Origin of the sequence: Oscillibacter sp., from assembly GCF_028693505.1 — a bacterium.
Lineage (GTDB): Bacteria > Bacillota > Clostridia > Oscillospirales > Oscillospiraceae > Oscillibacter.
In genome coordinates this window covers 22,288-35,905 of record NZ_JAQUVF010000016.1, presented here as the reverse complement: position 1 = coordinate 35,905, position 13,618 = coordinate 22,288, and the positions used below count along the sequence as shown (strand labels likewise).

General features: G+C 57.9%; 14 protein-coding genes and 1 riboswitch. Of the genes, 3 read left to right on the top strand and 11 right to left on the bottom strand.

The window, feature by feature from the left end:
• Positions 1–156 precede the first annotated feature (156 nt).
• On the bottom strand, positions 157–792 hold the full coding sequence (locus PHI30_RS06465; protein ID WP_300025525.1) for a TetR/AcrR family transcriptional regulator: 636 nt from the start codon (positions 790–792) through the stop codon (positions 157–159).
• Between the two features lie 391 nt (positions 793–1,183).
• On the opposite strand from PHI30_RS06465, the gene PHI30_RS06460 reads away from it, so the two are divergent.
• The gene (locus tag PHI30_RS06460; protein ID WP_300025522.1) at positions 1,184–3,505 is read left to right on the top strand and encodes a hybrid sensor histidine kinase/response regulator; all 2,322 of its coding nucleotides are present in this window, start codon (positions 1,184–1,186) and stop codon (positions 3,503–3,505) included.
• 206 nt (positions 3,506–3,711) lie between these two features.
• Here the strand turns inward: PHI30_RS06460 and metK are convergent, their stop codons facing one another.
• A complete protein-coding gene (gene metK, locus PHI30_RS06455; protein WP_300025519.1) occupies positions 3,712–4,899 on the bottom strand; it encodes a methionine adenosyltransferase in 1,188 nt (395 codons plus the stop codon).
• Positions 4,900–4,987: 88 nt separating this feature from the next.
• Positions 4,988–5,080, bottom strand: a riboswitch (SAM riboswitch).
• A gap of 182 nt (positions 5,081–5,262) precedes the next feature.
• Here metK and PHI30_RS06450 point away from each other — a divergent pair.
• On the top strand, positions 5,263–6,141 hold the full coding sequence (locus PHI30_RS06450; RefSeq protein WP_300025516.1) for a rhomboid family intramembrane serine protease: 879 nt from the start codon (positions 5,263–5,265) through the stop codon (positions 6,139–6,141).
• 242 nt (positions 6,142–6,383) lie between these two features.
• On the opposite strand, the gene PHI30_RS06445 is transcribed toward PHI30_RS06450, so the two are convergent.
• The 5 genes from PHI30_RS06445 to PHI30_RS06425 all read right to left on the bottom strand — a co-directional run bounded on the left by PHI30_RS06445 (position 6,384) and on the right by PHI30_RS06425 (position 9,400).
• Positions 6,384–7,367 (bottom strand): hypothetical protein, encoded by a 984-nt coding sequence (locus PHI30_RS06445; RefSeq protein WP_300025514.1) that lies wholly within the window; start codon positions 7,365–7,367, stop codon positions 6,384–6,386.
• 98 nt (positions 7,368–7,465) lie between these two features.
• On the bottom strand, positions 7,466–7,666 hold the full coding sequence (locus tag PHI30_RS06440; protein ID WP_300025512.1) for a hypothetical protein: 201 nt from the start codon (positions 7,664–7,666) through the stop codon (positions 7,466–7,468).
• A 15-nt stretch (positions 7,667–7,681) separates the two neighbouring features.
• Positions 7,682–8,338, bottom strand: a complete 657-nt coding sequence (locus tag PHI30_RS06435; protein WP_300025509.1) for a hypothetical protein — start codon at positions 8,336–8,338, stop codon at positions 7,682–7,684.
• Positions 8,335–9,063 (bottom strand): permease prefix domain 1-containing protein, encoded by a 729-nt coding sequence (locus PHI30_RS06430; protein WP_300025506.1) that lies wholly within the window; start codon positions 9,061–9,063, stop codon positions 8,335–8,337. The genes PHI30_RS06435 and PHI30_RS06430 overlap by 4 nt, the downstream gene beginning before the upstream one ends.
• A gap of 1 nt (position 9,064) precedes the next feature.
• Positions 9,065–9,400, bottom strand: a complete 336-nt coding sequence (locus tag PHI30_RS06425; protein WP_300025505.1) for a PadR family transcriptional regulator — start codon at positions 9,398–9,400, stop codon at positions 9,065–9,067.
• A 169-nt stretch (positions 9,401–9,569) separates the two neighbouring features.
• Here PHI30_RS06425 and PHI30_RS06420 point away from each other — a divergent pair, with 169 nt between their 5' ends.
• Positions 9,570–10,142 (top strand): uracil-DNA glycosylase, encoded by a 573-nt coding sequence (locus PHI30_RS06420; protein WP_300025503.1) that lies wholly within the window; start codon positions 9,570–9,572, stop codon positions 10,140–10,142.
• A gap of 65 nt (positions 10,143–10,207) precedes the next feature.
• On the opposite strand, the gene PHI30_RS06415 is transcribed toward PHI30_RS06420, so the two are convergent.
• The 4 genes from PHI30_RS06415 to epsC form a co-directional block, all read right to left on the bottom strand.
• Positions 10,208–10,693, bottom strand: a complete 486-nt coding sequence (locus PHI30_RS06415) for a GNAT family N-acetyltransferase (protein WP_300025500.1) — start codon at positions 10,691–10,693, stop codon at positions 10,208–10,210.
• Between the two features lie 12 nt (positions 10,694–10,705).
• The gene (locus PHI30_RS06410) at positions 10,706–11,260 is read right to left on the bottom strand and encodes a helix-turn-helix transcriptional regulator (RefSeq protein ID WP_300025498.1); all 555 of its coding nucleotides are present in this window, start codon (positions 11,258–11,260) and stop codon (positions 10,706–10,708) included.
• A gap of 121 nt (positions 11,261–11,381) precedes the next feature.
• Positions 11,382–12,824 carry a cysteine--tRNA ligase gene (cysS, locus tag PHI30_RS06405; RefSeq protein ID WP_300025496.1) on the bottom strand — a complete coding sequence of 481 codons (1,443 nt, stop codon included), beginning with the start codon at positions 12,822–12,824 and terminating at the stop codon, positions 11,382–11,384.
• Entirely contained in the window at positions 12,825–13,505 is a 681-nt protein-coding gene (gene epsC, locus PHI30_RS06400; RefSeq protein WP_300025494.1) for a serine O-acetyltransferase EpsC, read from the bottom strand.
• Between the last annotated feature and the right edge of the window lie 113 nt (positions 13,506–13,618).

Below are 13,618 nucleotides of genomic sequence, written 5' to 3'. Positions count from 1 at the left end.
CCGTCGGCTTGTCGCGGTCATGGCGCGGCTCTCCCGCCCATGCTCGTCACAGCTCCAGATATCACTGGGACGGCAACCTTATAGAAGTATACCACAAGCGCGCCAAAGTATCAAATATCCTTACGGTACAGCTCCTGTTATTTCCGCCGCCTGCGCTCACCTCGTTTTCACGTAGTCCAGAATCATCCGCATTTGCATCTCCAGCGCGCTGGTATAATCCAGCACGCTATCCACCGGGTAAACCGTGCCGTAGCTATACTTCGCAGCCGTCGTCAGCATGGCATACATGGAGCCGAAATAGAGCTGCGTCTCGTCAATATCCGTGCGCATGGTGTGGTCGTTCAGCGCTTTTTCATAGAGCACGTGGAATTTTTTTGCGAACAGCCCCACGCTTTCATAGTAGGGCGCCATATCCTCTTTCGTCGCCTGCTCGTGAATGACGTAGAGGTCGAAATTAAAGTTGAACTTCAAAAGCTCCTTGTAATTCTGATATAAATCCATGTACCGCGACAGGCAGAATGCAAACTCCTCCATGCCATTCATGGCTGCGCCGTTTTGCTTTTCATAGTCGGCTTCCACCGTCTCGGCATACGCCCGCCATTTCAGCGCCGCAATTTCAATGACCAGCTTTAGCTTGGTGCCGTAGTACCGGTACAAACTGGCAATGCCGCAGTCGCTCTCGTCCGCGATCTGCTGCATGGTCACCGCCTCAATGCCGCGCCTGGCAAACAAATGAAACGCTGTCTCCGGAATATTGTCTTTCCGTTGCGCGATATACTCCTTATACTTCATATACGCCCCCTCTCTCCCCATCGGGTCCAACCAATCATAAGAAAGCGTGTCTTGCAGCAACACGCGCCTTCCAATTGATAGGGAGTCTACCACACCTCTGCTACAAAGTAAAGATTTCGTTAAAAACTGTCGCTTTCATACAGCCCGGGTCCCCCGCCGCACCTCTTTCGCAGGGCAGGCAGTGGGCGGCGGTTATTTGCAGAAAACTCCGCTTCAGCGCTGCGCTCAGGCGCTTGGAGGGGACTTGCGAACAGGAAATCACCTGTTGCCAGCACGTGGACCTGATACAAAACACCGCCCTTTGCCAAATTGTGTAAAAACGATGGAATTATTGTTTACGGGGGTATATAATTGCGCTGAGCACAAAGTCTTGCGCAGGAGGTGATACACCATGAACGTCGAGGATATATTTGACAACTTCAAGCATACCGGCATTTATATTGTGGATCGGGATACCCTGATCACCTATTACGAAAATCCCGTGGCCCAAGCCTATTCCGTCAAAAACAGAATTGGAAAGCCCTGCTATTCCATTCACGGAAACAAGGAGATGTGCGCTTCCTGCCCCATTCGCAGCAAGGATCACGTCAGCTTTGTCAATCACTCCGACGCCAATATGATCTTCATTGTCCGCTCGGTGGAGATCGACTGGAACGGGAAACCCTCGTACCTCCTGGCAGTGCAAAAGCAAGTGGACCTTCCCTTTCAGTCAGAAGATGAAAAGTCAATGAATCGGATGACCCGCGCTCTGCAAAAGTCGGTGAGCGTCTACACGGAGATCAATCTGGAAACCATGCAATACCGGCAGATCACCCTGCAAAATCCAGACGTCTTTTCTGTGCCGTCCGCCGGCGACTACCCGACCGCTTTTGAATATATGTGCCAGGCGGAGATCCATCCCGATGATGTGGATGAGGTTCGGCGGCTGCTCTCTCCGGCGGTACTGCTGGAAAACGGGTCAGACGCCAACGGCGCTGAAGAGGTCACCGTTCGGTATCGCCTGAAAAACACCTTTCCATTTCGCCTGATGCAAAGCCGGGCAATCTACATACGGGATGAGCTGCCGCATTACGTTGTGGCGATTGCAACGGATGTGACCAAAGAAAATCTGCTGAACGAGCAAAAATCGACGCTCATCAATGTCTTGAAAAACATCGCAGTGGGCGTTTTTGTATTTGAGCTTTCCCAGCAGGATGTTCGCATCGTCATTGCAAACCCTGCCATTTGCGAGATGATGGGCATTGACAGCGCAAAAGCCACCGGCATACAGAATCAAGAAGTCTTTCAGTTGACGCATCCCGACGATATGCCGACGGTCAGGAAGGTCATCAAGACGCTGCGCATTCCCGACAGCGCCATCGATTACGAATACCGCACTCGCAACAAAAAGACCGGTGAATACATCTGGCTGTCGGCCAAGGGCCGCAGCATTCTCCAGCCCAACGGGAAGGTGCTGGCCTATATCACCTATAACGACATTACGGAGCAGCGGCGGCTGCACGCGCTGCAAACGTCCCTTGAGGCGGAAGAAAAGGCAAACCGGGCAAAATCTGATTTTCTCGCCAATATGAGCCATGAGATCCGCACGCCGATGAATGCAATTCTCGGCATGACGCAGCTGGCGGGAAGTGAAGTGGCGCAAGGCACCGTGGCGGCGCAATATTTGGAGCAAATCAAGGAATCCAGTGCGTATTTGCTTGGAATCCTCAACGATATTCTTGAAATGAGCAGGATCGACAGTGGAAAAGTCACGCTGGAAGAAGAGTGGGTCTCTCCAAACGAAGTGCTCTCCGCCGTGCTGGACATGATGGAACCCATGATGGCGGCGAAGCATATTCATTTTGAGTACAACCCGCGCATTCGGAAGAAACCGCCCTATGAGTATTTTGTCGATCCGCAAAAGACAAAGCAGATGCTGATGAACATTTTGAACAACGCCTGCAAGTTTACGCCGGAGGGCGGGCACGTCAAGCTGAGCTTTCATAATATCACCCGCGATGACGAAGCCAAAACGGCCGTGGACCAAACCGTTATTGAGGACAACGGCTGCGGCATGAGCAGCGAATTTATTCAAAAACTGTTTCTCCCCTTCGAGCAGGAGCGCACAAAGGAAACCGCCTCCATTCCCGGAACCGGACTGGGGCTTTCAATCTCCCGGTCCATTGCGCGGCTGATGGGCGGCGATATCACAGCCACCAGCGAGCCGGGGAAAGGCTCCGTCTTTACCGTCACCTCCCCCTATCATTACAGACTCTCAAATGCTGCCGAGGTCCCGGAGCCGCGTCAGGAGCCGTCTCATAACCAGCAAATACTTGTCGGAAAACGGATTCTTCTGGCGGAGGATCACCCTCTGAATGCAACAATTGCCACCAAACTGCTTGAAAAACGAGGAATGTCCGTCACCCATGCCAATGACGGAGAAAGTGCGGTAAAGATTTTCGCGGCGAATCCCCCTGGCACCTATGCCGCGATTTTGATGGACGTGCGTATGCCAAACATGAATGGACTGACCGCAACAAAAGCGATCCGCAAGATGGCGCGGCAGGACGCAAAACGCATTCCCATCATCGCCATGACGGCCAACGCGTTTGACAGCGATCGGAAGCTGTCCGGGGATGCCGGTATGAATGCCCACCTCGCAAAACCAATCGATCCGGAGCTGCTTTACAGCACTCTGGCAAAATTCATCGGCGATGCCGACAAGCGCTCCTAGCAGGAAAAACCGGTCAATCCCCCCCAAAAGCGGAAGGGACGAGCAGACAGCTGTCAACTCGTCCCTTCCGCCCTTTTCATCCATGCGCCGCGCCCAACGGCGCCAAGGCCGTACGGGTGCTCCCCGGTTCCCATCGATCCGGCCTGCGGCAAGCCCGGCAATGCAGCAACCCCTGCCGCCTCACGGCAGCAGGGGTTGCGGATGGTTTATTCCGCAGCGGCGGCCTTCAAAGCCTCCACGCGGTCTGCCTTTTCCCAGCTGACACCCAGATCCTCCCGGCCCATGTGGCCGTATGCCGCAAGATCGCGGTAGATGGGTCTGCGCAGGTCCAGATCCCGGATGATGGCCGCGGGCCGCAGGTCAAACACCCGGCGCACCGCGCTCTCCAGCTTGTCATCGCCCACGGTCCCGGTGCCAAAGGTATCCACCAAAACGCTGACCGGGTGCGCCACGCCGATGGCATAGGCCAACTCCACCTGGCAGCGGCGGGCAAGCCCGGCCGCCACGATGTTCTTGGCCACCCAGCGGGCGGCGTACGCCGCGCTGCGGTCCACCTTGGTGGGGTCCTTGCCGGAGAAGCAGCCGCCGCCGTGGGGCGCGCTTCCGCCATAGGTATCCACAATGATCTTCCGCCCGGTGAGTCCCGCATCCGCCGCCGGACCGCCCTTGACAAAGCGGCCGGTGGGGTTCACATAATACTTTGTGTTTTCATCCAGCATTTCAGCGGGGATGACCACCTTGGCCACCTGGTCGATCATGTCTCTGCGGATCTGATCGAGGGTCACATCGGGGTTGTGCTGCGTGGAGATGACCACGGTATCCACCCGGACGGGGCGGTTGTTTTCGTCATATTCCACGGTGACCTGGCTCTTGCCGTCCGGCCGCATGTAGGGCACCACACCGGTCTTGCGGACAAGCGCCATCTGGCGGCACATCTTCTGGGCAAGCGACAGCGGCAGCGGCATCAGCTCCGGCGTTTCGTCGCAGGCGTAGCCGAACATCATGCCCTGATCGCCGGCGCCCTCGCCAAGTCCCGCGTCGGCCCCGGACTTATCCTCCAGCGCTTTGTCCACGCCCATGGCGATATCGGAGGACTGCTCGTCGATGGAGGTGATCACGGCGCAGGTATCGCAGTCAAAGCCGTATTTGCCCCGGTCGTAGCCGATGTCCCGCACCACTTCCCGGGCGATATGCGCGATGTCCACATAGCAGTTGGTGGTAATCTCGCCCATCACATGGATCAATCCGGTGCAGGCAGTGGTCTCGCAGGCCACCCGTCCCTGGGGGTCCTGCTCCAAAATAGCGTCCAGCACGGCGTCGGAAATCTGATCGCAGATTTTATCCGGATGTCCTTCCGTCACGGACTCGGATGTAAAGAGGTAATGTCTTGCCATAAGTTGTTCTCCTTTTGTGATCCCCCTCAAGAGTCGAAAAAAATGCGCGTTTCGACGACGAAACGCGCAAAAAGTATCCTTTTCTCGCTCCTCATCTATCGGTATCCGTCGGATTTGGCACCTTACAACGCAGGTTGCCGTGGTTTCATAGGGCCGTTCCCTCCGCCACTCTTGATAAGGGATGATGTAATTGTAAGCACTATTTTATCTTTCTCCCGCCCGTTTGTCAAGATAAAAGACGGTAAAATGTTTGGGAAATTTATCTGTTTTTGGCAACGTTTAAAATTTATTGATGACAATTGAGACTCCAGCGGGTATAATGCTCTCAGAGTAAAGATTCCATAAATGTTGGAGGTTTTGATTTTGAGGAAACTCTGTGACGCGGTGGACCGTTTCTGTCTGAACCACCCCCGCTTCGGCATTCCCAATCTGATGCGCTACGTCGTGTTCATCACCGCCGCGGTATTTTTGCTGGACTCGTTTTCCGGCAACGCCGCTTCCGCCATGCTGAGCTTCGACGCGGGGGCGATCCTGCACGGAGAGCTTTGGCGGATTATCACGTGGCTGTTTATCCCGGAATACGACCGGATGCTCTGGATGGTGCTGGGTATGTTTTTCTATTACTCCATCGGCACCTCCATTGAAGAGTCGTGGGGCAGCGCGAAATTCACGCTCTTCTATCTCACCGGCGCGGCTTTGACGGTGATTTTCGGGTCCATCAGTCTTTTGTGGAGTCCCTTTGCCATGGTCACCAACAGCTACCTCAATAACGTGTTGTTTCTGGCCTTTGCAACCCTTTACCCCGACGCCCTGATCCGGTTTTATTTCGTTCTTCCCATCCGGGCCAAGTGGCTGGCCCTGTTCTACGTCTTTTTGACCTTCTCCGACATCATCCGCATGAACACCCTGGCGGTGAAGCTGCTGCTACCGGCCATTTTGCCGGTGCTGCTGGCAGCATGGCTTGCCTATGCCGTTTTTTTCTGGGACCGCATCCGGGACATCCTCGCGGACATCGGCTTTCTCACCCGGCACCAGCGCTCTCCCCAGACTGTGCAATTTAAATCCGCTGTCCGGCAGCAGAAAAAGAAGGAGGCGGAGCGGGGCTACCGCCATAAGTGCGCCGTCTGCGGCCGCACCGACGCGGATTTTCCCGAGCTGGAGTTTCGGTACTGCTCCCGCTGCGCGGGGTATCACTGTTTTTGTCAGGACCACATTTTTAGCCACACGCACTATACGGAATAACGTGAAAATTCCCCGGCTATTTAGCCGGGGAATTGAGACTGCCCCAAAAGCCGTTGGGCTTTTGGGGCAAAGGGCTTCGCTGCGCTTTGCGCCTCATATGTCCGCTTTCAGCGGACTGTTCGACGCACGCTTCGCGCAAAGTGTTTTCTCCCACGCACAGGTCGCGGGAGAAAACAGATTTCATTTTTTTCCGCTCCTGCGGCAAACTGAAGTAAGACTTTTGAACAAGCTGAATTCCCCGGCTATTTAGCCGGGGAATTCCATTCTGGAAGGGGCATTCGGTATACGGAGTCGGCTCCCACCAGCTTTCCGTACTGAAAGCGAAAGCTGGCGGATTCAAACAGGACGTACAGCTTTCCGCCGCGAAAGGTGGTCTCCTCCGTCTGCGGCGGCAGATACAGCGTCTCGAGGCGCGCGTCGCCGTCAAAGCAGTACAGCGGGATGCTCGTCCCGTTTGGCCAGTGAAACCGCCGGAGCGTGCCGTTTTCCACAAGGGCAGCGTCATATAGATACAGCTGGGACACGCCCAGCGCGGCAGAGGCGGAAAGGACGATCCTCCCGTCGTTCGTCAGGCTCAGGCCCTGTATGCGCTCCGGCATGGAGACGGCCGCCGCCGGTTTTTCCAAAACGCCCAGCGGCGCCGTATCATCCAGGGGAAACACCATGGCCATGGCGGCGTTTTCCTCTCCCGATGCCGTGACGATGTGGTGGCTCTCCGGCGTGAAATAGCGCTCTCCCATGGCGTACTCCCCTACCAGCAGCCCGTCTCCCCAGATGCAGCAAAAAGACGCCCGATTCTGCGTTGCAAAGCTTCCCAACGCCGTCACGGATTTCCGGTCCCAGTCCGAAACCTCTTCGGCGGAAAACACGTAGCACTGACTGCCGCCCACCAGATACACAAACTCCCCCACCGCCGTGACGCCCCCGGCATGGCAGGATAGCGCGCTGCCATCCTCTCGGAGCAGCCGCAGCGCACCGGCGTTGCCCATGGCGTCCACGTGATAGAGCCGGGCCCGTCCCGAACGGGAGAGATATCCGCTGATGAGAAATCCGTCGCCAAAGCTTTCGATTCCCTGGGGAATGAAATCACTGTCCAGCCCCGGCACCTGAAACGCCCGCTCCGCCTTGTGATAAAAATCGCCGAAATACAGAAGGAATCCCATCCGAAATACCAGCACCAGTACCGCCAGACCCGCCAGCAGCCGCCGCAGTACCTTTCGCTTCACGGTTTTCCCTCCCATTTCGTTTTGTTTCTTTTCTATTGTACCGCATGTGTCAATCTTTTACGCAAGCAGCCCCGCCGCGAAAGCGGCGGGGCGTTCTTTTATTCCTTGGGTTCCTCCAGATGGCGGATTCGTTCTTCCAGCTCCTCCATCTTTTTGGACTGGCTCAAAAACGCACCGCTAAAGACCGACAGCACCACCGCCGACAGGCAAAGCAGCGCCCAAATATTGGAACTTCCAAAGGCCGCCACCAGATAGCAAACAACAAACCACAGCAAAAACATTGCGAGAAAATCTTTCATAGCGTCCTCCTCTTCTCAATAATAACTGAAGGTTCCCTGCTCGATCTCCTGCCGGAAAAGCTCTTTCCCCTCCGCGTCCAGCGCGACGGCGAACGCGCGACGCCGCTCCTGCTCATAGGGCCACGTCCCATCCGCCTGCCGCAGCAGGAAGTACCGCCGTCCTTCCTTTGTAAGCCAGTCTCCTTTTGCCGCGGTAAACCGGTCCACCTCCCGGGAAACGCTCTTGCCGTCCGCAAATTCCTCCGCCTGAACGCTGACGCTGATGTCCGCGATCCGGACATTGTCCACCCGGCCGTAGTAATACCAGAGGGTCTCATCAGACCGGGACATGGACCGCTCCGCGATGTAAAGAGGTTCCCCAGTGGTGCAGTCCAGCGTCCAGCCAAAGCCGCCCTCCCAGCCAAAAATCGTCCAGTGCGTGTCGCAAAGCTGAGTGGCCGCTTCATTTTCCGTGAGATACAGCAAATGGGTGGCGTAAAGCTTCGGCATCCAGCGCCGGGCCACCACACGCGTCCCGGTGACGCCGCTGCGCTGCTCCACCTGACGGATGGCCTGCCGGGGCAGCAGCAATCCCACGCCAAGGATATGCTGGACAAGCAGCAGGCACACCAGTGTCCGCAGGATGCGGCGCAGCGCCGTCCGCCGCCGAGAGAAAAGTACGTTCTTTTTCACGAGATCCCCTCCCCCGGCAGGGAAAGCTCCAGATAGACCCGCTCTCCCAGCCGCTCATATTCCAGCGTGACGAAGGTATCTCCCGGCTGCAGCGGGGCGTAGAGCCGCGTGTAGTCCGCCTTCCAACTGCCCCGTCCGCCACCATGAGAGGACGCCTCGCCCCGCTCATTTTTCACCTGCGTGGCACTCAGCAGCCGGTCTGAGACAATGCCGCCGGGAAGATGGTCATAGGCGCAAAGGGACACCTCCGCCTCCCATAGGCCCGGCACCTCTCCCCGCTGCCCCACCGCCAAGCGGTAGACCCGCAGCACATCGTCCCCCACCGGAACGCGGACATTCACCCGCTCCGTGGCTGCCACGCCGTTCATCCTGCTCTCCTCGTTGGGGTAGATCCGGGCCGTCACGCTGTCCCAAACCATGCCCAGCATCCCCACCGCCAGCAGCGCCTGCAAACAGGCCGCCACTGCCAGCACCACCGCACACCGCCCCAGCAGCAGCCACCGCAGGGGATACTGCGCCTCCAGCCCACGACCCACCGCTTCCGGGTCTCCCATGGCGGCCATGGTGCGCTCCTGGGCCAATTCCGGGGTGTATCCCAGCTCCAGCAGCGATTCCATGTGGTCCTCGATGTGGCCGTCGATCTCGCTGCGGACCGCCGCCCGCTCCTCCGGCGTCAGCCGCCGCAGCGCGGCAAGCACCCGGTCGCAATACTCTCCTCGCTCCATATCACGCCATGGACCGTCCCGCGCTGCTGCGCAGCACGGCGTTGACGGCGGTGGAATAGCTCTGCCACGCCTCCGTCTCGGTCTTGAGCAGCGCGCCGCCCCGGCGCGTCAGGCGGTAATACTTCCGCACCCGCCCCGTGGGGGCGTCCTGCTGGTAGGCCTCCACCAGTCCCTCCCGCTCCAGCGCGTGGAGCACCGGATAGAGCGTCCCCTCCTTCATCTCAAAGGTATGATCGGACCGGCGCGCCAGCTCCACGATCATCTGGTAGCCGTACATATCCTCTCCCGCCAGCAGCGACAGCACCAGCAGCCGGCTGTGTTCCATGGTCTTTTTCATAGGACGCCTCCTCAAATAACATACCTAGATTGTCTAAGTATATGATACATAGGTTCTCTAGGTAAGTCAAGCAAAAAAATCTCTCCGCTCGAACCCAAAATTTCCGGCGTTGCGCGAGGGGCTGTTGTGTGCTATCATTTGAGCAACAAGTCACAAAGGAGGCAATGGGATGGCGGATACCTGGGAATCCTTGAAAAGCGCCTGTGGGCAGTGTGACGGCTGTGCTCTGGCGCAAACGCGCAGCACCGTCGTCTTTGGCGACGGCGCCACCGACGCCGAAATCCTGCTGATTGGCGAAGGACCGGGCCAGCGGGAGGACGAACAGGGCGTCCCGTTTGTCGGCAAGGCCGGTCAGCTGCTGGACGATATGCTGGAGATCATCGGTCTGGACCGCACGAAAGTCTATATCGCCAACGTGGTCAAGTGCCGCCCGCCCCAGAATCGGGACCCGCTGAACGTGGAGCAGGACGCCTGCAAGGACTGGCTTCGGCGGCAGACGGCGCTGCTGCGGCCCAAGCTCATTGTGTGCCTGGGGCGCATTGCCGCCAAGGCCATCATCAAGGAGGACTTCAAAATCACCAGTGAGCACGGCCGCTGGTTTAGCCGGGGCGGCGTGCAGATGACTGCCATTTATCATCCCGCCGCCCTTTTGCGGGACGTTGGAAAGCGGCCGGAGACCTTTGAGGACCTCAAGTCCATTCAGGCAAAAATACAGGAGCTGTGTACCCACACCGATCTTTAAAAACGGCGGCAGACGCGCCGTTTTCCAAAGGAAAGCGCCCAGCCGAAAGCCGGGCGCTTCTTTTTCTAAAAGGTCAGCCGCATGGCGTACCATGTGACGCCGCCGTGGACGGATTGGGACACGCCCTCCTGCCGAAAGCCGAATTTTTCATAGTAGTGAATCAGCTTTTCCTTGCAGGTAAGCACGCATCCCTGTCGGCCCTGCGCCCGCGCGTCCGCGATCACTCGCTCCATCACAATGGCGGCAAGCCCGCGGCGGCGGTATGAGGGCAGCGTATTCACGCCAAAGATCATCTGCCACGCGCCATCCTCCTTGTGGAAGGACGCGTCGCCATACATTTCATCCCGCAACTCCGCCTCGTCGCACACCGGTCCGTTGATAAAGCTGACAAGCGCTCCCCCGTCGGTCTCCAGCAGCCAAAAGTGGTTGGGATACCTGGCAAGGCGGGCGGAAAAATCCGCCGCAGTGGCGGCTTCCGCAGCCGGAAAGCAGGCTTTCTCCACGGCTGTCACCGCCATCAGGTCCGCCATGACGGCGGTACGGATGCGCATACTCATCGCTCCTCACTTCAAATATCGGTACACCAGCATCAGCCGGGCCGTGGAATTGGACATGTTCTCAAAATAGTAGGGCCGGTCCGCCGCAAAACGGAGGGCGTCCCGTTCCAGCAGCTGAAAGTTCTGCTCCTCCGCGCTCACTTGTACGCTGCCGGACATCAGCGTGGCATGGCAGACGCAGCCCGGCACGGAGGGATCGGGCGCGTAGTGGGCGCTGATGTACAGATCCAGAAAAAAGCTTTCCTGCCGGGTCGTGTCGTCATAGGGAAAGCTGGGCCGCAGCACGGCCTTGCCGCCGTCCAGCCGGGCCGCCTTTTGATCCAGCTCCCGCACCAGAAGCAGCGAGTCGAAATCGTCGTTTTCCAGCAGCACCTCCGCAGGCACCTTCAGTGCCGCCGCCAGCTTGCCGATGATGGCCACGGAGGGGTTGGCCTCTCCCCGCTCGATCTGGCCCAGCATACTGCGGGACACGCCCGCGAGGACCGCCGTGCGCTCCATGCTCAGTTTTTTGCCCTTCCGGATGCGCTTGATGTTCTCCGCCACTGCCCGATTCAACTCCATTGGCCTGTCCCTCTTCTTAAAAGAGCCAATATATTAGCTCTTTTTTTCTTTATAGTAGCGGAATTCACGTTTTTTGTCAAGAAAAACGGGGCGGCCATGCCGCCCCGTTTTAAGTTTTCTCTTACGCGCGCGCCCAGCTTGCGCCGTCCTTGGTATCCGTGATTTCAATTCCCTGCGCGCGTAATTCCTCGCGAATCCGGTCCGCTTCCCCAAAGTTCTTCGCCTTTTTCGCCTCGTAGCGCTGGAAAACCAACGCGTCGATGGCGGAGTCGCCCTCCCCGGTGACGGTATAGCCGCCGGTGGTTTTGGCAGGTGTTTTCTCCGCTGTCCGCTTTGCCGCGGCCTTTTCCAAAAGGCCCAGGGACAGCACCGCGTCAAAATCCCCGATCAGCGCCAGCTTGGTGGCGTCGTTGGTCTGGGCCTTCAACACGTCGAAAATGGAGGTCACGCCCATGGAGGTGTTGAGATCGTTGCCCATCTGCTGGTTGAATTTGGTCCGATAGGCCTCAAATACCGCCGTGTCCACCTCCCCATCGCCGGGCACAAGCGCCGCGATCCGGGAAATCAGCTTCTGGTAAGCCGCCACCGCGTTGTCCAGATTCTCATAGGAGAACACCAGCGCCTTGCGGTAGTGGCTCTGGAGGCAGAAATAGCGGTAGGCCAGCGGGTCGTACCCCTTCTCCTCCAGCAGGGAGACCGTTAAAAACTCTCCCTTGGACTTGCTCATCTTGCCGCCAGAGGTGTTCAGGTGATGCACATGGAACCACTGCGCGCACCAGGGGTGGCCTAGATAGCTCTCCGACTGGGCGATTTCGTTGGTATGGTGGGGGAAGGCGTTGTCGACGCCGCCGCAATGGAGGTCCAGATACTCCCCATTGTACTTCATGGAGATGCCGGAGCACTCGATATGCCAGCCGGGATAGCCCACGCCCCAGGGGGAGTCCCACTTGAGCGCCTGATCTTCAAACTTGCTTTTCGTAAACCAGAGCACAAAGTCGTTCTTGTTGCGCTTGTTGGTGTCCTCTTCCACGCCCTCCCGGACGCCCACCGCCAAGTCCTCTTCGTCGTGGTCGTTAAAGACATAGTAGCGGGAGAGCTTGGAGGAGTCGAAATACACGTTGCCGCCGGCGGAATAGGCGTAGCCCTTCTCCAGCAGGGCGGAAACGATCTTGATATACTCGTCGATGCAGCCGGTGGCGGGCTGGACCACATCCGGGCGCTTGATATTCAGCTTACGGCAGTCCTCAAAAAAGGCGTCGGTGTAATACTGGGCGATCTCCAGCACGGACTTGTGCTCCCGCTTGGCGCCCTTGACCATCTTATCCTCGCCGGTATCGGCGTCGGAGCTCAGGTGCCCCACGTCGGTGATGTTCATGACGCGGTTCACATCGTATCCGGTATAGCGCAGGTATTTCTCCAGCACGTCCTCCATGATATAGCTGCGCAGGTTGCCGATATGGGCAAAATGGTAGACGGTGGGTCCGCAGGTATACATTTCTACATGGCCCGGCGTGTGGGTCCGAAATTCCTCTTTTTTATGCGTTGCCGAATTGTACAAATACATTCAGGCAGTCCTCTCTTTCGTTTTATTGACAGCAGTCTGCACTTCCCGCAGTTCTTTTTCCAGTTCCTCAATACGCCGGGACATCGTCGCCAGCTCCTCCAGAACCGGATCGTCCATGTGGATTTGATCCACATCGTCGGCATAGTAGACCGGCTTGCCCGCCACCCGAACCACCCGGGCGGGAACGCCCACGGCCGTTGCGTTGGGCGGCACCTCCCGCAGCACCACGGCGCCCGCCGCAATGCGGGCGTTGTCCCCCACGGTGAAGGGCCCCAAAATTTTCGCGCCGGAGCCGATCAGCACGTTATTGCCCAGCGTGGGATGGCGCTTGCCCTTATCCTTGCCAGTGCCGCCAAGGGTCACGCCCTGATACAGCAGGCAGTCGTCTCCAATTTCCGTGGTCTCGCCGATGATGATGCCCATGCCGTGGTCAATGACCAGCCGGTGCCCGATGGTGGCGCCGGGATGGATTTCGATTCCGGTCCAAAAGCGGCTCCACTGGGAAACGCACCGGGCCAGAAAGAAGCGGTGGTGTCCGTACAGCCAGTGGGCAAGGCGGTGGTAGATGATGGCGTGAACGCCGGGGTAGAGCAGGAAAATTTCCAATTTGCTGCGCGCCGCAGGGTCGCGGCGCTGATAGGCAGCCAGCAGGCCGCCCAGACGGGTCACTCGTTTTGACATGGTTTTGTTCTCCTTGTGTCGTCGGTCGGGGGAACAATAAAACGCCCCCCGTACCAAAGTACGAGAGGCGACGTATCGCGGTTCCACTCTCTTTTATCACTCAAGGAAGGCCC

Coding starts and splice junctions, on each gene's coding strand:
- PHI30_RS06465 (WP_300025525.1), bottom strand. CDS start 792: ATGAAGTATAAGGAGTATATCGCGCAACGGAAAGACAATATTCCGGAG.
- PHI30_RS06460 (WP_300025522.1), top strand. CDS start 1,184: ATGAACGTCGAGGATATATTTGACAACTTCAAGCATACCGGCATTTAT.
- metK (WP_300025519.1), bottom strand. CDS start 4,899: ATGGCAAGACATTACCTCTTTACATCCGAGTCCGTGACGGAAGGACAT.
- PHI30_RS06440 (WP_300025512.1), bottom strand. CDS start 7,666: ATGAAAGATTTTCTCGCAATGTTTTTGCTGTGGTTTGTTGTTTGCTAT.
- PHI30_RS06430 (WP_300025506.1), bottom strand. CDS start 9,063: ATGGAGCGAGGAGAGTATTGCGACCGGGTGCTTGCCGCGCTGCGGCGG.
- PHI30_RS06425 (WP_300025505.1), bottom strand. CDS start 9,400: ATGAAAAAGACCATGGAACACAGCCGGCTGCTGGTGCTGTCGCTGCTG.
- PHI30_RS06420 (WP_300025503.1), top strand. CDS start 9,570: ATGGCGGATACCTGGGAATCCTTGAAAAGCGCCTGTGGGCAGTGTGAC.
- PHI30_RS06415 (WP_300025500.1), bottom strand. CDS start 10,693: ATGCGCATCCGTACCGCCGTCATGGCGGACCTGATGGCGGTGACAGCC.
- PHI30_RS06410 (WP_300025498.1), bottom strand. CDS start 11,260: ATGGAGTTGAATCGGGCAGTGGCGGAGAACATCAAGCGCATCCGGAAG.
- cysS (WP_300025496.1), bottom strand. CDS start 12,824: ATGTATTTGTACAATTCGGCAACGCATAAAAAAGAGGAATTTCGGACC.
- epsC (WP_300025494.1), bottom strand. CDS start 13,505: ATGTCAAAACGAGTGACCCGTCTGGGCGGCCTGCTGGCTGCCTATCAG.